This window comes from Pseudomonas sp. NFACC46-3 (assembly GCF_900114515.1).
Classification (GTDB): domain Bacteria; phylum Pseudomonadota; class Gammaproteobacteria; order Pseudomonadales; family Pseudomonadaceae; genus Aquipseudomonas; species Aquipseudomonas fluorescens_Q.
Genome location: NZ_FOTH01000001.1, coordinates 571847 through 590538, shown reverse-complemented (window position 1 = coordinate 590538; position 18692 = coordinate 571847). Strand labels below are relative to the sequence as shown.

At 65.6% G+C, this 18692-nt stretch carries 12 protein-coding genes; all 12 read right to left on the bottom strand.

Features of this window, described 5'->3' with window-relative positions:
- Nucleotides 1–3 precede the first annotated feature (3 nt).
- The 12 genes from BM300_RS02390 to BM300_RS02335 are packed head-to-tail and all read right to left on the bottom strand — an operon-like array spanning nucleotide 4 to nucleotide 18660.
- Complete coding sequence (locus BM300_RS02390) at nucleotides 4–1365, bottom strand: isochorismate synthase (RefSeq protein WP_092461901.1); 1362 nt, start codon at nucleotides 1363–1365, stop codon at nucleotides 4–6.
- Nucleotides 1362–1670 carry an isochorismate lyase gene (locus tag BM300_RS02385; RefSeq protein ID WP_092461899.1) on the bottom strand — a complete coding sequence of 103 codons (309 nt, stop codon included), beginning with the start codon at nucleotides 1668–1670 and terminating at the stop codon, nucleotides 1362–1364. Before BM300_RS02385 ends, BM300_RS02390 begins: the two co-directional genes overlap by 4 nt.
- A complete protein-coding gene (locus BM300_RS02380) occupies nucleotides 1667–2425 on the bottom strand; it encodes a thioesterase II family protein (protein WP_092412287.1) in 759 nt (252 codons plus the stop codon). The genes BM300_RS02385 and BM300_RS02380 overlap by 4 nt, the downstream gene beginning before the upstream one ends.
- Nucleotides 2422–4020 carry a (2,3-dihydroxybenzoyl)adenylate synthase gene (locus BM300_RS02375; RefSeq protein WP_092461898.1) on the bottom strand — a complete coding sequence of 533 codons (1599 nt, stop codon included), beginning with the start codon at nucleotides 4018–4020 and terminating at the stop codon, nucleotides 2422–2424. The genes BM300_RS02380 and BM300_RS02375 overlap by 4 nt, the downstream gene beginning before the upstream one ends.
- Nucleotides 4013–4732, bottom strand: a complete 720-nt coding sequence (locus BM300_RS02370; RefSeq protein WP_092150937.1) for a VOC family protein — start codon at nucleotides 4730–4732, stop codon at nucleotides 4013–4015. Before BM300_RS02370 ends, BM300_RS02375 begins: the two co-directional genes overlap by 8 nt.
- Nucleotides 4729–5874 carry a Gfo/Idh/MocA family oxidoreductase gene (locus tag BM300_RS02365; protein WP_092461896.1) on the bottom strand — a complete coding sequence of 382 codons (1146 nt, stop codon included), beginning with the start codon at nucleotides 5872–5874 and terminating at the stop codon, nucleotides 4729–4731. Before BM300_RS02365 ends, BM300_RS02370 begins: the two co-directional genes overlap by 4 nt.
- The gene (locus tag BM300_RS02360; protein WP_256575783.1) at nucleotides 5871–7583 is read right to left on the bottom strand and encodes a methyltransferase; all 1713 of its coding nucleotides are present in this window, start codon (nucleotides 7581–7583) and stop codon (nucleotides 5871–5873) included. Before BM300_RS02360 ends, BM300_RS02365 begins: the two co-directional genes overlap by 4 nt.
- Nucleotides 7583–8614 carry a class I SAM-dependent methyltransferase gene (locus tag BM300_RS02355; RefSeq protein WP_092461894.1) on the bottom strand — a complete coding sequence of 344 codons (1032 nt, stop codon included), beginning with the start codon at nucleotides 8612–8614 and terminating at the stop codon, nucleotides 7583–7585. The genes BM300_RS02360 and BM300_RS02355 overlap by 1 nt, the downstream gene beginning before the upstream one ends.
- Complete coding sequence (locus BM300_RS02350) at nucleotides 8611–9714, bottom strand: saccharopine dehydrogenase NADP-binding domain-containing protein (protein WP_092150928.1); 1104 nt, start codon at nucleotides 9712–9714, stop codon at nucleotides 8611–8613. The genes BM300_RS02355 and BM300_RS02350 overlap by 4 nt, the downstream gene beginning before the upstream one ends.
- Entirely contained in the window at nucleotides 9708–11453 is a 1746-nt protein-coding gene (locus tag BM300_RS02345; RefSeq protein ID WP_092461892.1) for an ABC transporter ATP-binding protein, read from the bottom strand. Before BM300_RS02345 ends, BM300_RS02350 begins: the two co-directional genes overlap by 7 nt.
- A complete protein-coding gene (locus BM300_RS02340; RefSeq protein ID WP_092461890.1) occupies nucleotides 11450–13189 on the bottom strand; it encodes an ABC transporter ATP-binding protein in 1740 nt (579 codons plus the stop codon). Before BM300_RS02340 ends, BM300_RS02345 begins: the two co-directional genes overlap by 4 nt.
- Nucleotides 13186–18660 (bottom strand): non-ribosomal peptide synthetase, encoded by a 5475-nt coding sequence (locus BM300_RS02335; RefSeq protein WP_092461888.1) that lies wholly within the window; start codon nucleotides 18658–18660, stop codon nucleotides 13186–13188. Before BM300_RS02335 ends, BM300_RS02340 begins: the two co-directional genes overlap by 4 nt.
- Nucleotides 18661–18692: the final 32 nt, after the last annotated feature.

Below are 18692 nucleotides of genomic sequence, written 5' to 3'. Positions count from 1 at the left end.
CGCTCAGTTAAAGGAGAGGCGTAACGCATTCTCCATGCTGGCCAGCTTGATTTGAGTTTCCTCATACTCATCTTCCGGTCGAGACCCATCGACGATCCCACACCCCGCAAACAAGTGACAATGCTCAGGCGTAATCAGTGCCGAACGCAGGGCCACCAGAAAATCTCCATTGCCTCTCGAGTCTAGCCAGCCCACCGGCGCCGCGTACCAGCCCCGATCAAAGCCTTCGTGATGCCGAATGAAGCTCATTGCTGTCGCGCCTGGCAAACCTCCGACCGCTGGGGTGGGGTGTAAGGCCTGGATGCCGTCCAGCAAGGTGTACCGCTCTTTGAGCTGCGCCCTGATCGGGGTGCTCAGATGCTGCACCGTGGCCAGCTTCAGGAGTTCGGGTTGGGGGGCAGCGTGCAGTTGGCTGACGATGCTGCTCAATCCCTGCTGGATGGTCTGCACCACCAATTGGTGTTCGTGCAACTCCTTGATGTCCGCTAATAAGGCTGAGCCCACGTCCTGATCCTCCTTGGGAGTCACGGCGCGGCGAGCGCTACCCGCGAGGGCATGGGTGCTTAGATTGCCTTGCTGGCAACTGAGCAGCCGTTCCGGGGTTGCACCCATGAAACAGCTGTCTCCACGGTGGAGGGCGAAGAGGTGGGCTTGGCTGCGTCGCTCGTGCAGTCGGCGCATGACGGCACCGCTGTCAAGGGTGGCGTCCAGCTGATATTCGATGTGGCGGGCGAGCACCACTTTGCTCAGGTCGCCGCTGTCGATGGCCTGCAAGGCGTTGGCGACTTTGGCCTGCCACTGCGGCGCTGGTAATGCGTTGCGTTCGATAACCTGGGGGGGCGATGCCGGGGCGTGTGGGGAGGCGAATAGCTCTGCGTACGCCGCCAGACTGGCATGCGCCAGCACGGCTGGATCGCTGTCGGGTTCTACCACGCACTGGCATCGCAGCCAGCGGCCATCGTTGTCTTCGCTGAGAAGCCAATGGGCAAGGTGAAAACTGGCATCGGCAAACGGTGCCCAATGTTGCGCGCAAGGCTGCTGCGCGTCGAAGCGCATGCCCCCCAGCAGCAGGGGTAGAAGGGGGCCGTCGAGCACCGCGTCGGCGCACAGCGCGAGCCATTGACGGTTCACGTCGGCCAATCGCTGGGCCCCCGCCGCTTCGATCTGCCAGGCGCAGCCCAGGCCGAACAGCGTTAGGGCTGGCGAATGAGCGCACCAGAAGAAGCCCTGCCGGTGCGTTTCGTAGAGCACCAGGGGATCCAGAGTTGGCGCGGGGTGTGAGCTCACGGCGACGACGGGGCGCTGATACTTCAGCGCGCACTGGTGAGCAGCTTCAAACGCGTTTAACAAGGCGGCTTTGTTCATATGGCCGTGCTCTTTTTCTGCAGCCAGAACGCCGTCTGTTCCGCGATGTACCAGTGGATGATCTGATTGAACAGGCCCTCGATGAATTCGCCGTCCAGACCGGCTTCCTGTGCCCATTGCCGGCGCTGCGGCAACATCGCCGCGACGCGGTCCGGTGCGGCGATACTGGCCTGGTCGGGCTTGAACGACGAGGCCGCCTTGACGTATTGCATGCGTAGCCCCAGGGCATCGATGATCTGCCGGTCGAGGGTGTCGATGGCGTGACGAATGTCCGGCAGGCCGGTGCAGTGTTCCGGGGTTTTCATACCGAGTCTCCTTGAAGATAGGCAGCGCGTTGCAGCAGGTGATGGATAACGGGGCGCGGCTGTTGCTTGAGGTAAAAATGGTCGCCGTCGAATAGGCGGATATCCGGGGTGTGCTTGCTCAGATCCGCCCACGCCCGGGCCTGGTCCAGGCTGACGTCGGTGTCGGCCCGGGCCAGCAATACGTCGATTGGCGCCGTCAGCCGATCAAGCCGCGCCGGTCGCCAGGTCTCGATGGCCTGGTAGTCGCTGCGCAGGGTTGGCAGGAACAGTGCGCGCAGTTGCGGGTTGTCCCACAAGCCTGTGGCCTCGGCGTCCTGGCGCAGAATGTCGGCAATCAGCGCGGCGTCGTCCTGGCGGTGCAGGTCGCTGCACGGTTGCCGGTGCGGTGGCGGGTGGGCCGAGGCAAACACATGTTCGGCGCCGAAACCTGCCGCCTCCAGATGCACACCGACGGCGTAGGCCAGCGCCGCGCCCATGCTGTGGCCAAACAGCCACAGCGGGCGGATGGGCAGGCTCAACAGGGCTTGGCTGATGTGCTCGGCCAGAGTGGCCAGGCACGCAATACGCGTCTCGTTGAACCGTTCTTCACGTCCGGGATACTGCACGGCCAGCAAGTCGATATCTCCCGGCAGGTGCGTCAGCCACGGGCGGAAGAAGCTCGCACTGCCGCCAGCGTGCGGCAGGCACACCAGGCGGGCGCGGGGGTGGTCGCCCTCACGCAATACACGCAACCACGCGGACAATTCGCCGTTCATAAGGCCTGCACCTGTTCCGCCAGCGCCTTGCGGTTGACCTTGCCCAGCCGTGTCAACGGGAACTCGCGCAGCACCTGCAAGCGATCCGGCAATTTGTAGGCGGCCAATCCTCGCTCGCGCAGCCAGGCGTTGATCGGTCCCAGCTCGACGTGTTCCGCGTGGGCCAGCACACAGGCGCAACTGCGCTCGCCCAGCAGCTCATCGGCCAAGGCCACCAGCGCGACATCGCGAATCAACGGATGGCCCAGCAGCAGATTCTCGATCTCTTCCACCGGGATTTTCTCGCCGCCGCGGTTGATCACATCCTTGGTCCGCCCCTCGACAATCAAATGGCCTTCGGGCAAGCGTCGCACCAGGTCGCCGCTGCGGTAGAAACCATCGGCAGTGAAAGCGCGCAGATTCTGCTCGTCGGCGTTGTAGTAGCCACGGATGGTGTAGGGGCCGCGCACCAGCAGTTCGCCCACGGCACCTGGCGCGACAGGAACGTCATCGGCGTCGACAATGCGAATCTCGTCATCGGCGGTCAGTGGCAGGCCCTGGGTTTCGAAGATGCGCGCTTGCGGGTCATCCAGCGGCGTAAAGCACAGTAGCCCTTCAGCCATGCCATAGACCTGTTGCAGCCCACAACCCAGGGCCGGGCCGATACGCGCGGCGATCTCGGCCTTGAGCCGCGCTCCCCCGACCTGCAGCCATTGCAGGCTGCTCAGGTCATGGTCGGACCATTGCGCCATTTCCAGCCACAGCAGCACCAGCGGCGGGATCAAGGCGGTATGGGTGATGCGTTCGCCCTCGATCAGTTCGAAGGTGGTTTCCGGGCTGGGCTCCGGCGCCAGCACGAGCGTAGCGCCGACACTGAACACTCCCAATGCGCCGGGTGAGGCCAAGGGAAAGTTGTGCGCCACCGGCAACGCCGCCAGGTAGCGGGTATGGCTGTTGAAGCCGCACGCGCGGGCCGCCAGGCGGGCATTACAGGCGTAGTCGTCATGGGTGCGTGGAATCAGCTTGGGCAGGCCGGTGGTGCCGCCGGACAGCAGCAGCACGGCGACTTCCCGTGAGTCCGGCGCGGGCAGCGCGCGAGGCTGAGCGACGCAGTCGCCCAGAGCAACGAATTCCTCGGCCGTCCCGACCACCCAGACCTGTTGCAGGCTCGGCGCCTGTTCACGCAGGGCGCGCGCCAGCGGTCGATAATCGAAGCCCAGGTGCCGATCGACGATCACGTAGGCCACGGCCTGGCTCAGGTCGGCCAGGTGGCGCAGTTCATGTTCGCGATGGGCCGGCAGGGCGAACACCGGAATCACACCCAGGCGCAGCAGGGCGAAGGTCAGGCTGAAAAACTCGGCGATGTTCGGCAGTTGCACCAGCACCCGCTGGCCGGCGCGCAGGCCCCGATCGGCGAGGCCGGCGGCCAGGCGGTCGGCCTGCAGGTCGAGTTCGGCGTAACTCCAACGCCGCTGACCGTCCACCAGCGCCTCTTTGTGCGGCGTGCGCTTCGCCTGCTCGCGCAACAACTGGCCCAGGGGGACGCCCTGCCAGTAGCCGTATTCGCGATAACGGCGGATAAAGTCGTCGGGCCAGTCGGTGCATCCATCAAGCATGGCAATCTCCTTGAGCGGTTGGGCACCCCAGCAAACGGGCGCCGTGCAGAGTCAGCGGGTGCGCCAGGCCAGCGATCTGCACAGCCTGTACGCCGGTGTAATCAGCCGCCTGGATACGCAGCAAAGGGTCGTCACCGGTCAGCAGGCTGAGGGCGGTGTGGTCGGCGGGGTTCACACCCAAGTGGATCGCCGCCAGGCCCGTTGCACCGTTGGGGTGAATCATTCGGGGCGGATGCTGGGCCGGCTCATAGGGTGTGACGAGGAAGGGCAGGCGGTCATGGCGCGGGTAGACGAAACGAAAGCGCGTCTGGCTGCCATCCGCGCAGGTACGCCGCCAGTTCACCGGGCGGCCCATGGCCACGCCGCAGCCCGCAAGCCCCTTGAGGCGCGGCGCCAGGGCCGGGGTCTCGCACAGCAGCGCCAGGTCGCAGAAACCTTCGCCGTGGGCAGCCCAGCGCAACATCCGTCGTCCAGCGCCACGGCCGGCCAGGCAGTCGATGGGCCACTTGAACAGCCAGGCGTGACGCGGTGTGGTGAGCAATTCAATGATCGGCCCGTGGCTGAACCAGATATGCGCGTGTTGGGCGCGAGCCTCGGCGGTGGCGTAGGTCACTTCGAAACCGGCGGCGCGGAAATTCGCCACGGCCTGGTGCAAGTCGCGCACCCAAAGCAACACATGGCTGCAAGTGGAGGAGGATCGGGCAGTGTTCAAAACGGCAGCGCTCCCAACAGTTGGGCGGTGTCGTCACCGCGAGGCGGTTGCACGGCGCCGGCAAGGGCCTGGAGGTCGGCCAGCGGTAGCGCGCGGGGCACGGGCGGCTCAATCAAGACGGGCATGCCGATCAGGTTGTTCATTTCGCGCCACGCCATGGCCACTTCGGTGGCCCAGACGCCACTGCGCAGACGCCGCGACGGTTCATCGATGTCGCGGCATAACTCGTCCAGGGCGATGCTGACCGCGTCGGGCCAGACCTGATTGAACACCTGCTGGTAGCTCTTGGGCACCTGCGGATCGAGCATCACCATCGTCGGTCCGGCGAGCCGTTCGCTGCCCGGCCCGGTCATGATCAGGCGGTCGGTGCTGTCCCTTGAGGCGTGCAGGCGCGGGTTCCACAGCACCGGGCCGTGGGTGTCGGCCAGGCTCAGCACCCCGGCTTCACAGCCGACTTCGAGGCGATGAAGCAAGAACGAGTGGTTGTCCGGGTCCTTGGGGTGCACTTGGTTCTGCACCCGCAAGCTGATGGGTACGCCATTGAAACGGGCATCGAGCCGCGTGAAGGGTTGCCCCGCGAACGCAGGGGCGGGTGCCGCGAACGTCCAAGGCCGCAGACCACCGGCCAAGCGCCCGAGAATATCCAGCAGGGGATAGGCCACCTGGCTGTTGCAGGCAGCCTCGATGTACGCCAACCCCTGGTGATCGTGCAGGTAAGCGGCCACTGCGAGAAAACGCCGGATCGCCAGGATATTCGGGTACAGCGTATTCACCGCATAGGCGGCTTGGCCCTGGCGTGCGGCCTGCATGCACACGGCGATTTCGCGGTGGTGCACCGGGTGCTCCTGCAATACGTGGATGCCACGGCGCAGAAGTTGTTGGGCCAAGTCACCGCCGACGCCCCCGGTTGCGCCGGAGCGCACCACCACGCAGGCGATATCGACGTCATCCGGCACCTGTTCGACGGTCTCGTACAGCGCCACTCCATAATGCTCGGCGCAGGCCCGTGAGTAGGCATTGCCACGCGACAGGATGCCCACGAGCTGGTAGCGGTCATGGGCGCGGGCCAGGGCCTGCAGGTAGATGCGACCGAATGCGGTGCCGGCCACGATCACGCGTTTACGCACAGGAATGCTGTTCATGGCCAGGTCTCCGGGAGGCGAGCCCACAGGGCCAGCGTGTGGTCGTCGGGCAACTGGTCGGGCAGTTCGAGGGACAGAGCGGGTTCCTCGAGGTGCGCGGCCAATGCCGCGCGGCTCAGCCGCTGGGCAGGTACCTGGGCGACGAAGACGCGATGGCCCAGGCGCGCCAGTGGGTGCCCGGTGGCGGGCAGGCTGCGGTTGCCCTGGAACCCGGCCCTGGCCAGCGCGGTTTGCCACTGCGCGAGGTTGAGGAAGGTGGCGCTGCTGTGCTGACGTTCATCATCGGCCTGGTTGAGCATGAAGGCCTGTGATGCCATCACCCAGAACTCCTCCTGCGTGGGTTCGCTGAACACCAGCCAGCCGCCCGGCTTGAGCAAGGCGAGCAGGGTCGCCAGGGAGCGCTCGGTGTCGCGCGCGGCATTGAGCACGCCACCGGCGATGATCAGGTCCCAGCTCTGGCTGCGATAACCCTGGGCCAGGGCGGGGCGGTCGATGTCGAACACGCCGTGGCGAACCCATGGCCAGGCGTGCAGACGCTTGGCGGCCTGCTCGCAGAAATAGCGCGACACGTCGGTGCATAGGTAGTCCACCGAAGCATTTGCCAGGGCGGGCAATACTGCGTGGGTGGTAGCGCCGGTACCGGCACCGACTTCCAGCACGCGCAACGGTACGCCGGCCGGTTGGCGCGCGGCCCAGACTCCCACCCAATGGGCTACGGCGCGATGCTGGTACTGCGCCGCCAGGCTTTCGCGGTACAACGCCGCCGCGCGTTCGGTGCGCCCCTGCGGAAATAGCAGGTGCACAGCCGCACAGTCGCCGCGCATCAGCGCCGGCAATTGGCGCGCATTCTCTCGAGCATATTCGAGGGTGCCGCTGCCTCCGGTGTTGCGCGTCCAGTCCAGGGTCAGTTGCGTCCAGATACCCTCGAGGGCTTCGTCGCCCCAGGTGCTGGCGTCAAGAGTGGGATGTAATCGGGTGCTTTCGCGGCGCAACAGGCCTTGCCCTTGCAACACATCCAGCCAGCGTGCGATCAGCGCGCGGTGACCCGGCGCGATGCCGCCATGTGCCAGCGCTCGGGCGACATCGTTCAGCGGTGCGGGCAGCAGGCCGCAATGGTCCAGGCCGTTGAGCATCGACAATAACGCGGCGTGGCCCAACCGATCGTTGAGTCGTGCCGCTTCGACGAGTCGTTCGGTGGAAAACTGCTGATTGAGGGCGGCTTCAGTTTCATCGAGGTGATCCTCGACCCATGCTGCCTCGCAAGGGTGAGGCACGGCGAACAGGGTCTGGCCGTGCAGCGCGACGCTGTTCACGTCGGGATGCCCAAGGGCACGCTCGCGCCAGCGCTGCTGCTCGAGCTTGACGCTGACCAGGTCGCGCCAGTCGCCAAGGGCCTCCGTAAACCCCTGGACGCGGCAATTGAGCTGTGCCGCCGCGCGTTCGGCGAGTTGCCAGTCGCCCGGTTGCGCCGTGACGAACAGCAGCTGTTCCAGGTGGCTCAGATCGGTCAACGGCAGCGCGGGGAAGTCCAGCAGCCGTTCCAGCTGTTCGGCATTCATGACCGCCACGGCGGGGCGCTGGCGTTCGATGATCGCCAACAGGCGTGCCGGGGAGCGCTGGTGAGTACCCAGGTCGGTCAAGGCAGGCAAATGCCATGGAAACGTGCCGACGGGCAGAGCAGTCAGCAGAATGTCAACGTGCAGCGTCATCAAGAAGCTCCTACGGCGTGAAACAAACGTTGCCCGGCGGCCGCCAGCGGGTCGGTTGCGGCGGGCCATACTTCGAGCAACTGGAAACCTTGGGCCTGCAAGGCCTGGCGCCATGCATCGGGCGTGATGAAGACCTCATCGGTATCGCGCAACGGCGCACCGGCGGGCGGTGATAGCAACAGGTGCATGAAGGTCAACATGGCCGGGTTGTCCGCAATGGACTCACTGAACAACAGGCTCCCGCCGTCTCGCAGGCAAGCACGAATCTGCCCGAGGCTGCGGGGCAGATCGCGGGCGTTGTGCAGCGTATTGCCAGCGACCACCAGGTCCTGGCTGCGCGCCGCGATGCCTTGTCCGGCGAAGTCTTTATCAAGGTCGAGCAAGCCGAAGTGCATCCCCGGCTCCAGGCGAAACTGGCGCTGGGCCGCGCTGGTGAAAAGCGCACTGATGTCGGTAAAGCGATAGTCCTTTTCGCGTTCCTGCAACGCTGCAAGCACGGCGCGAGTGGTGCAGGCGGCACCGCCCCCCAGCTCCAGCACCCGCAGCTCATTGCCGTGGACCGCGGTTTCGCCCGCCCGTGTCGCGAGGGCCTGATTGATCGCCGCGGTGAAGTGGTTGTGCTGGTAAACCCCGAGCACCGCGACGGGGTCACCCGATTGCAACAGCAACGGTGCCAGGGTGAGTTGATCGCGCAACAGGTCAGGCAAGCATTCGATGACCTGGCGGTGCAGGGTGGCCATGTTGGGCGGGAAGCCCAGTTCCGCGTACAGCTCGGACAGGTTTTCGACGGCGGCCTTGGGGGGCGTGTCCTGCCAGGCGAGGTGTTCAGCGTCTTCGCCCAGTGCCCCGGCGCGGGTCAGCGCCGCCAGCCAGCGCCGTACGATCCAGGCATGGCGGGGCGCTGTACCTAACGCTTGGTTGATCTGCCCGGCGCTGCGCCAGGCCTGCAATGGCAAGGCCCGGGTGTCCAGCAACACCTGGGCCATCACCCCCAGGCTCAGGTGTTCGAGTTCGTTCAGAGCGTTGTTCATAGGCAACCTTCTTCGACGCTGTGCAGGTGATCGAGTGGGCCGTGCAGCAGGTTCAGGGCACGGATCGCCGAGGTGCGTTGCAAGCGTTCAAGGCTGACGGCGGGCGGCAATACCTGGGCGGCGTAATGGCAGCCGGTGCTGATTTCACCGTGCGCCACGCTGACCACCGTGGCCGCCGCCATTGCACCGGTCAGCGCCGCATTGCCTGCACCGCTGAGCACCAGGCTGCAGGTGCGCGCCTGGCCGTTCCACAGCCCGTCGAGCTGCAGCAACAACGTGACGAAGGGGGCCTGGCCGCTGAGGTCCAGCAGGCTGGCCTCGCACAACCGCCGAACCGCTTCGGCGCGCGGCAGGCTATGGGCCAGGTCCAGCGCCTTGAGCACATGCCCATCGGTGATCACGTTGAACCATTGGCCGACATCCAGGCGCAGGTCCATCGCCAGGCGTTCGCCCTCCTGGTTCAAATAGGGCAACACGTGAACCTGGCCGGGGAAACACGGCAGCAGCACGTCGCGGCTGCGGCGTAGCGCTCGGCTGCATCGGCCGTTGCGCCAGGCCGCCAAGGGTTCGTTGGTGCCATCCACCGCGCCTTGCAGGAAATCATCGGCGGCCACGGCGGTGAAGTGGTCACGCAAGCCGAAATAGCTGGTCAATTCGAGGACTTGGGTGAAGGCTTGCTCGGCCAGCCAGCGCGGCAGCAAACCGGTGAGCCCCGGTTGCAGACCGGCACCGAGGACGGCGCAACGGTTGCGCCATTGATGTGGGGCACGTGTCATCTCGCCGGCCGCATCCACGTAATGCGCATCGGCTTGCAGCGCCGCCCGTGCGGCACGGTCCGCCAGCCGCCAAGAGGGGCCGGCGCAGTTGAGCAGCACGTCGCAGCCGCGGGCGAACCCGGTCAGGGCAGGGGCATCATTGAAATCCACCGCCGTCCATTGCAACCGGGCGTCGGGCCATTGCTGCTGCAGCGATGCCAGGCAGCGCGCACCGTTGCCTGGATCGCGCCCGCCCAGGCGAAGCTCGTTCACGCCCAGGCTCAACAGCGCCCGAGCGCTGGCCAGACCGACATCGCCACTGGCGCCCAGCACACCGATCAGCATGGCTGGGCCTGCGCATTCAGGCGCCAGCCACCGGCGCGCTGGCGATCACGCCAGAACCCGGCGTAACGTCCGTCGAGGGCCAGCAGTTGCGGGTGAGTGCCGGCTTCCACGAGGCGGCCCTGGTCCAGCACCAGAATCTGGTCGGCGGCCATGATGGTCGGCAGGCGATGGGCGATGACCATTACCGTCGAGCTTTGCTTCAGGCTACGAATCGCCGCCTGTACAAAGGCTTCGTTGTGCGGATCCAGTGCGGCCGTGGCTTCATCCAGCAGCACGATCGGGGCGCGCTTGAGCAGCGCCCTGGCCAGGGACACCCGCTGGCGCTCGCCGCCGGACAGCGCCGCGCCGCCTTCGCCCACTGGGGTGAGCCAGCCTTGGGGCAGGCGCGCGACAATTTCATCGACGCCGGCGAGGCTCGCTGCCTCAGCCACCTGTTGCGCACTGGCGTCCGGCTTGCCGACGCGGATATTGGCTTCGAGGCTATCGTCGAACAGGTAGACGTCCTGCATCACCAGCGACAGTTGCGCCATCAAGGCCTCATTGGACAGTTCGCGCACATCGACGCCGCCGACCTTGACGTGGCCCTCGGTCACATCGAAAAAACGCATGAGCAGACGCGTGACGGTGGTCTTGCCTGAACCCGAGGCGCCGACAATCGCCGTCATTGAATGAGTCGGTGCGTGGAATGTCAGGTCGCGCAGCACTGTCGGGCCACTGGCGTAGGCGAAACTGACGTGTTCGAAGGCAAAGCTGCCGGGTTCGCTCAACGGCTGACTGACCTGTGGTTGCGGCAATGGCGGCTCGCGCAGGATGCTGACCAGTTGCTCCAGGTCGTTGCCGGCCATGCGCAACAGCCCGCTGCGTGCCGCCGCCTCGGCCAGTGGCCCGACAAAACGCGCCGCGAGGGCGAGCAGGGCAACCAATTGAATGGCGTCGATGTCGCCTCGGGCAGCGAGGGCGATACCCACGCCCACCAGCAGCGCGAAGGCCAATTGCACGGCCAGGCCGCCGGCCAGCAATTTCGGAAAGGTCTGGGACACCATGGAACCGCCGGCCTGCTTTTGCGCCAGGTTGGCCGCCTGCAACGGCGCATATCCCTCCTGGGTCCGGCCAAAGGCCCGCAGCACTTGCTGGTAGCGGGCGAACTCCACCACTCGGTTACCGGCGAGGGTCGCGGCGGCTTCGACCCGGGCATCGTTGTGGCCGATGGCATCGGCTGACCATCGATGGGTGAAGTAGATCAGCGGTGCGCACAGCACGGCGGTCAGGCCCAGGCGCCAGTCGAAGATGAACAGGGTCAGTGCGACCGTGGTCGGCACTACCACCCCGCAAACCACCGGCCCCAGGTAATGCGCAAACAAGCCGGTGACCATCAACGTGCCGCTGGTGGCGCTGCGCGACAGGCGCCCGACTTTCTCCGAGTTGAACCAGCCCAGGGGCAGGTTGGCCAGATGTTGGCCGAGGCGATCATGCAAAGTGGTCAGCACGACCAGTGCGAGCGCAAAGCCTTTCATCGCCTGCTGGTAATGGGCGATGCAGGTCAGCGCGGCCATCGCCGCGAGGCCGGTCAGCCACGCCATCGCCGTGGACAGGTCACCGGCAAACAATGCGTGCAGGATCGGCACCAGCAGTGCTACGGCCAGGCCTTGCAGCACGGCGCTGGTCACCAGCCACGCGAGGTATCGATAGAGGCGCGCGGCATGCGCCGGCCCCAGTAAAGTGACAAGACTGCGGATCACAGGGACATCTCCAGCTCGGGGGCTGAGCGCTTGGCGCCGGCGCGCCACAGGCGGGCATAGGCGCCGTTGGCCTGAAGCAGGGAATCGTGACGACCGCTTTCCAGCACGCGACCCTGGTCGAGGACGACGATCTGGTCCACCCCGCTGATACTGGACAGGCGGTGGGCGATCACCAGCACCGTGCGACCCCGGGTCAGGGCCGACAGTGCGTCCTGGATCAGCGCTTCGGATTCGGGGTCGGCGTGGGAAGTAGCCTCGTCGAGGATCAGCACCGGCGTGTCGGCCAACAAGGTGCGGGCGATGGACAGGCGCTGCGCTTCACCGCCGGAGAAAATCGCATCCTCGCCGATCACCGATTGATAGCCACGGGGCAGGGCCTGGATGCGCGAGTGGATCTGCGCCGAGCGGGCCGCCATCTCCATCTCTGCAGCGCTGGCATCGGGGCGGCCCAGGCGCAGGTTTTCGGCCACGGTCCCGTGCACCAGTTGCGCGTCCTGCAAGACGAAACCGACCTGCTTGTACAGTTGGCGCGGATTGATCTCTCGTACATCGACACCGCCGACCCGTACGCCGCCGGCGTTGACGTCGTGAAAGCGCGGTACCAGTTTGGCCAGGGTCGATTTGCCCGCGCCGGAGGCTCCGACCAGGGCGGTTACGCTGCCGGCCGGGCAGTGCAGATCGACGCCGTTGAGGATCGGGTGCCCGGCATCGTAGCCGAACTGTACCTGTTCAAAAGTGATGTCGCTGCCCTGGGGCTGCTTGCTGACGTTCGGCGCGGGCAGCTCTTGAACCGTGAGCAGCGCTTCGATGCGGTCGGCAGCGGCCAGGGCGGTGCGTTGCGCGGTCAGGCTCTGATTGATCACCAACAGTGACTGCGGAATCACCACCGCCACCAGGGTCTCGGCAAACAATTGCAGCGGCGTGATCCAGCCTTCGGCCAGCAACAGGCTGCCCACCCCCAGGCTTGCCAGCAGAATCACCGGGACGCTCAAGGCCATCGAGGAAAGCGCTTCCAAGCGCAGCAGCGGCTTGACCCAACCGGCGTATTGTTCGCTGAACTGGTTGACCGCCCGTTGATAGCTGCGATGGGCCTGGCCTACCTGGCCGAATGCCTTGACCACGGCAATGCCGTGGACAAACTCGACGATCGCGGCGCTGACCCGGCTCATGCTCTTGTCCAGCAACTGCATCTTCGCGCCGAAGCCACGCATCATCAGGGCATAGGCCAGTGCATACACCGGCAAGGTCAGCACCGCCAGTAATGCCAGGCGCCAGTTCAGCGTGGCCAGCCATACCAGCCCCGCCAGGGGCGTGACGATTGCCGCGGTGAGTTCCACCGCATGGTGGGCGACCAGGTGATGGAGGTCTTCCAGATCGTCCTGGACCACTTTGCGCACCGCGCCCGAAGTGGTGTCGGTGTACCAGCCCAAGGGCACCCGCCCCAGCTTGTGCACCATGGCTTCGCGCAGGCTGGTTTGCAGGCGATGGTCCGCCAGGTGGGTCAACCACAGCGCCACCCCGTTGGCCATCCAACCCAGGCTCAGGGCGATCACCACCAGCGCGGCCCAGCGCCACAAGGCCTGACTGTCGACGCTGCCGGCCAGCAGCAACCGACCCAGTTCGGTCAGCCCGATGAAGGGCACCAGGTTGACCAGCGCGCCGACCGCGGCAAACGCCACGCCGATGCGGATCAGGCGGTTGACCGGACGTTTGAGGGTATCCAGAGCGCTCTTCATGAGTTCTTCCGTAGGGCTTCCAGCAAGTGTGCGGTGACGGTGTGGACGTGAGGCGGTTCGATCACGCTGAAATGGTTGCCTGGCACATCGATCAATTCGAACTGCCCCAGGCACGCGTCTTCCCAGAACGGCGCCGCCAAGTGGCCAACGCCGCCGGTGATACCGAACGATTGCTGCTCCAGGCAGCGCAGGTAGGTCATGTTGCCGAGGAACGGCGGCGGGTCGAACCGTGCCGCGCGCATGCTGTGACGACACACGCGAAACAACGTCGGCACCAGCTCTGGACCGATGGGCACCCCGGCCTGGCCCGACGCCAGGCGCGCATACTCGGCCAGGCGTTCTTCCTGGCTGCGCGCCGATTGTTGCTGCACCGCCAGCGCGAGGGCCTCCAGGCCCGAGTCGCCGCTTAACGAAGCCATGGCCCCGGCTGGTACGCGGCGATTGTCACGGGCCATCAACAGATCGATGGCGCGGTACACGTCATAGTCTTCAATGTGCGCGCCGAACACGGTCTTGACCGGGTCCAGGTTCAGGTTGGGTACGAAGATCGCCTCGTAGGCCAGCTCTTCGTCGGTGTCGATGAACATCGGAATACTGTCGATCAGACTCAAGTCCACCACGTCCATGCCGCGTTCGAGCAGGCGCCGGGCAACCTCGGTGGCAAGCAGCCCGCCGAGGCAGTAACCGATCAACTGGAAGCGCTGGTGACCGTCGGCTATCAAGCGTTCGGCGTAGTCCTGGGCCACGCTTTCGATCAGGTGCTTGGGCTCCAGCGCCAGGTAGCGTTCAGTGTCGGCCACGGCAAAGCCGATCACCGGCCCGGCCTGTTGTTCGGCCAGGGCGCGGCCCAGGTGTTGGAAGTAGTCCAGGGTGCCGAGGGCGGCGTGGAACATCACCCGCACCGGGCCGACCTCGCCACCGCCAAACGGCACCACCAACGCGTTGCTGCTTGATGAACGCTGGGCTTCGCCGCTAGCAGCAGTGGGGGCAGGCGCGCTTTCGCCGTGGTTGAGCAGGCGCGCCAGGGCGGCGACATTCGGCTCGTTGAGCATCTGCCGCAGCAGTGTGTCGTAACTCAAGCCCTGGGCCTGGGGCAGTTGTTCACGCAGTTGTCCGGCGACCCGGGCGAGGATCAGTGAGTCCGCGCCTTTTTCATAGAAACTGTCGTTGACGCCAATCTGCGTCAAGCTCAAGGCCTCGGCCCATAACCGGCAAAGCTCGGCTGTGAGAGGATCACTCGGCGTCGCCTGGTCATTGGATGCCTGGGCATCGACTGCGGGACGCAAGCCGGCCAGAGTCTTGCGGTCGATCTTGCCGTTGGCAGTCAATGGCAAGTGGTCAAGCACTTGCAGGTGCGCCGGCAGCATGTAATCGGGCAAGCGCTGTGCCAGGGCGCGGCGCAGGCTGTCGACACCCAGGCGCCGATACCCGGCCTTGAAACGGGCGGCGAACACCTGCATGCCGAGGGTGGCCAGCGGATGATCGGCCTGGGGCAGGGCGGGCAGGCATTCTCCACCGAACGCCTGGATCCGCGCCTGCCAGGTTTCGGCGTCGCGCAAACCGCTGCGACCCAGGTCGTGGTCGCCGTTGACCGGGGTCATCATGAAGCCCTGGGTCAGCAGGATCGGCGGCCATTCGCCGGTGGGTTCGCTGAACACCAACCAGCCACCGGGGCTGAGCAATTCGGTGATCCGGGCGAGGGCTTGGTCGACGTCCTTGACGCTGTTGAGCATGCCCGCGCAGAGCACGACATCGGCGCTGTTGCTGACCAGCCCTTGGGGCCGGATGTCCTGGTCGATGTCGAGCACGCCGTAACGCACCCAGGCGTGCTCGGCAAAACGTTGTTTGGCCGCCGGCAGGAAAAAGGCGGTCATGTCGGTGAACAGGTAATCGACATCCAGGCCATCGAGCAGGCCGATCACGGGCGCGCTGGTGGCCCCGGTACCGGCACCGATTTCCAGGATGCGCAGCGGACCGTCGCCGTCATGGTGGGTGGCGAGGCGATTGATCAGTGCCGCGATGCTGTGATTGTTGTAGCGCGAGACGGCGTCCCCGCCGTACAGCTGCAACGCCAGGTCCTGTTGGCCCTGGGGGAACAGCAAGTCGAAGGGGTTGACTTCGCCCTTGAGCAGTTGCGGCAATTGCCAGACATGGTTGAGCTGGTAGTCGAACAGCGCTTGGCTGCACAGCCCCGAGGCGACCGCCTGTTCCACCCGCCCCCAGGCCAGTGCCGGCTCTGGCACGGGTTGCGCCAGTCGATAGCGGGACTGTTCCTGTTGTAGCAGGCCCGACTCGCACAGCGAGTCCAGCCAGCGCCGCACCAACCAGTGATGGCGCGGCTGTGCCTGCAAGGCGTTGAGAATGGTCGGCGCATCGGGTTCGGCCAGCTCGGCGCTGAACAAGCCGGCCTTGAGCATCACCTCCAGCATCGAGCTCAGCGCCGCAACCTTGAGGTCCGACTGATAATCACGAACGCCTTGTGCATCGAAGGTGCCGACCTGGCTGTCGGCAAAACGATTGATCGTCGTGAGCAACGACGCGTCCGGCAGTGGTTCTGGCGCTGTCCGCGCAGCGGTGACGAAGGCCATCAGGCTGCGCTCGCCGGATGCTTCACCGCTGACCAGGCTGATGGCGCTGTCCACGCCGGGCGTGGCGAGCAAGGCCGCGTCGATCTCGCCCAGTTCAACGCGGTGCCCGCGAATCTTCACTTGGCCGTCTTCACGACCGAGGAACTCCAGTTCGCCACCCGGCAGGTAGCGTCCACGGTCGCCCGTGCGATACAGGCGCTGACCGTCAACGGGATGGGCGAAGAACCGCGCCTCGCTCAGCGCCTGATCGCCGAGGTAACCCTGGGCCAGGCCGACACCGGTGATATACAGGTCACCGGGCACCCAGGTCGGGGCGTCGCGCCATTGGCTGTCGAGCACGCGAAAGCCCTGGTTGGCCAAGGGCAGGCCATAAGGAATGCTGCGCCACGCCGGGTCAATCGCGCCGATCGGGTGCAGGTTGGACCAGATCGATGCTTCGGTCGCGCCACCGAGGCCGACCAGGGCCAGGTCGGGCAGCAGCTGTTGGAGTTGCGGCGGCAGGTTCAGCGGGATCCAGTCACCGGACAACAACGCCAGGCGCAGGCTGTCCAGCGGCCGCGGTTCGGCATGCAAGTAATGAGCGAGCATGTGTAATTGCGCAGGCACCGAGTTCCATAACGTTACCTGGTGGCGCTGTATCAGCTCGGCCCAGTGCGACGGGTCGGCGCCACGGGCCGGGTCGGGCAGCACCAGTGCGCCACCGACGGCGAGGGGGCCGAAGAGATCGTACACCGACAGGTCGAAACTCAACTGTGCCAACCCCAGCACGCGATCACTGGCGCTGAGCTGAAAGCGCCGATTGATGTCCTGCACGGTATTGAGAGCGGCGCGATGGCTGATCATCACGCCTTTGGGATCGCCCGTGGAGCCGGAAGTGAAGATCACGTAGGCGAGGTCATCGGGGCTGCCGTCGACCGCTTTGAAGTCGGCTGGAGCCAGCGCCAGTTGATCCACCAGATGCCAGTGCAGACCATCGGGCAGCGGCGTGTTGGGCAGCGCGTGAGACTGGCCGAGCACGTGGTACACCTGGGCGCTGCGTAGCACGCGGTCGCGGCGGGAGGGCGGGGCGTTGCTGTCGAGCGGCAGGTAGGCGGCTCCGGCAAGCAATACACCGTAGGCCGCCACGACCTGGTCGAGGCCTTTGGGCATAAGGATTGCCACTGGTTCCTCGGCGGCGCAACCGGCCTGGCGCAAGGTGGCGGCGACGGCAAGGGCGCGTTCGACGAGTGCGGCGTAGGTCAGGCTGCCGTTGGCGTCGATCACCGCCAGAGCCTGCGGATGTGCAGCGGCCATGGCCAGCAGGCCGTCGTGCAAACGACCGGTAGGCAGCGGCGCGGCGGTGGCATTCGCCGCCAGGCGCTCGCGCTGTTGCCAGGCCGGCAGGGGCACGTGCATCGGTTGCTCCCAGGCGATCGGGTCCAGGGCCAATTGTTGCAGTTGGGCCAGGAATGCCTGCTGCATGTCATCGATCAACCCATCGGGGAACACGCCTTGGCGCACGTCCCAATGGATGTGCAAACCGTGATGGTCATCCATCACTTGGCAGTCGAGGGTGACCTGCGGGGTCTGGGTAATGCCGTGGCCCACCCGACGCTGGCTGGCCGCCAGTGGTTCGATCGCCAGGCCGATGGCGCTGGTGAACACCACCGGCATGACCGCGGCTTCACGGCCACGACGGCGGCCGATTTCGCGCATCACTTCAATACCGGAAAACAATCGGTGCTCCAGGTCCGCAAACAGCTGGCTGCCCAATTGGCGGGCCTGCTGGCTGAAATCCTGGCCTTGGGGATCGTTGACCTGCAGCAGGCTCACGGAGGTGAAGTCGCCCACCAGCCGATCCACCTGCGGATGCAACGGCAAGCGGTTGAGCAGCGTCAGGTTGAGGCTGAAGGCGGGGCGCTGGCTCCAGCGTTGCAGGGTGCCTACATAGGTGGCGAGCACCGCAATGGAGGGCGTCAGGCCGCGTTCGCTGGCGACTTTTTTCAGGGCGTTCCAGTGTGGCTGGTCGAGCTGCGCGCAGTGCCGTTGGAAGCGCGGCGTGGCCGTGTCGTCGCCACTCAGGGGCGCGGGCAGCTGCGGTGCGGCGGGCAAGTCGTCGACGCGCGCCAGCCAATATTCGCGGTCGCGTTGATGGCGGCTGCCTTCGAGCAGGCCACGCTCGGCCAGCAGATAGTCGCGGAAGGTGATGTCCAGGGGCGGCAGGGCGGCTTGGGGATCGTCCAGCAATTGCTCCAACTCATTGAACAGCAACTGGGCGCTGGCCCAGTCGGCAATCAACGAGTCCATGGAAAAATGCAGGGTGTCGCCACTCTCGCTGCGGCTCATGCGCAACTCGAACAGCGGCCATTGATCAGTGGGGTAGAGCTTCTGCTCCATGGCTTGGCGGATCTGTTGCACGGCGTGCTGACGCTGTTCGCCCGTGGCGTGACGCAGATCTGTGACGGCCACGCAATACGGGCCGACTTCGGCGAGGACACGTTGCGAGCCTTCACTGGCAATCACCGCGCGCAACATGTCGTGGCGCTCAATCAGACGGTTCCACGCGTTTTCCACCTGTTGCGGGTCGAGCGCCGGCCAGCTCAGTTCCAGGTAACCGTGGCAGGCCACGTTGCCGTAGCCAAATGAAGATTGACGGCCCAAAAGGTAGGCGTTCTGCACGTCGGTGAGCGGGAAGGGGGAGTGGTGGTTTGCCGGGTCAGCCTGGACCAACGGCCGTTCCTGTACTTCGAGCAGGTGCAGGATCTGTTCTTTGTGCTCGCGCAGTTGTGCCATTCGCTCGGCATTGAGCAGGCCTTGCGGGGCGCGGAATTTCAGTTGTCCGTCCTGGGGCCAGAGTTCGACGCCCAGGGACTTGAGTTCACTTAACAGTTTGGCGGCGGGCATGGATACAGCTCCTGGAGAAAAGGGAGGTTGTG

Coding starts and splice junctions, on each gene's coding strand:
- BM300_RS02390 (WP_092461901.1), bottom strand. CDS start 1,365: ATGAACAAAGCCGCCTTGTTAAACGCGTTTGAAGCTGCTCACCAGTGC.
- BM300_RS02385 (WP_092461899.1), bottom strand. CDS start 1,670: ATGAAAACCCCGGAACACTGCACCGGCCTGCCGGACATTCGTCACGCC.
- BM300_RS02380 (WP_092412287.1), bottom strand. CDS start 2,425: ATGAACGGCGAATTGTCCGCGTGGTTGCGTGTATTGCGTGAGGGCGAC.
- BM300_RS02375 (WP_092461898.1), bottom strand. CDS start 4,020: ATGCTTGATGGATGCACCGACTGGCCCGACGACTTTATCCGCCGTTAT.
- BM300_RS02365 (WP_092461896.1), bottom strand. CDS start 5,874: ATGAACAGCATTCCTGTGCGTAAACGCGTGATCGTGGCCGGCACCGCA.
- BM300_RS02360 (WP_256575783.1), bottom strand. CDS start 7,583: ATGACGCTGCACGTTGACATTCTGCTGACTGCTCTGCCCGTCGGCACG.
- BM300_RS02355 (WP_092461894.1), bottom strand. CDS start 8,614: ATGAACAACGCTCTGAACGAACTCGAACACCTGAGCCTGGGGGTGATG.
- BM300_RS02350 (WP_092150928.1), bottom strand. CDS start 9,714: ATGCTGATCGGTGTGCTGGGCGCCAGTGGCGATGTCGGTCTGGCCAGC.
- BM300_RS02340 (WP_092461890.1), bottom strand. CDS start 13,189: ATGAAGAGCGCTCTGGATACCCTCAAACGTCCGGTCAACCGCCTGATC.
- BM300_RS02335 (WP_092461888.1), bottom strand. CDS start 18,660: ATGCCCGCCGCCAAACTGTTAAGTGAACTCAAGTCCCTGGGCGTCGAA.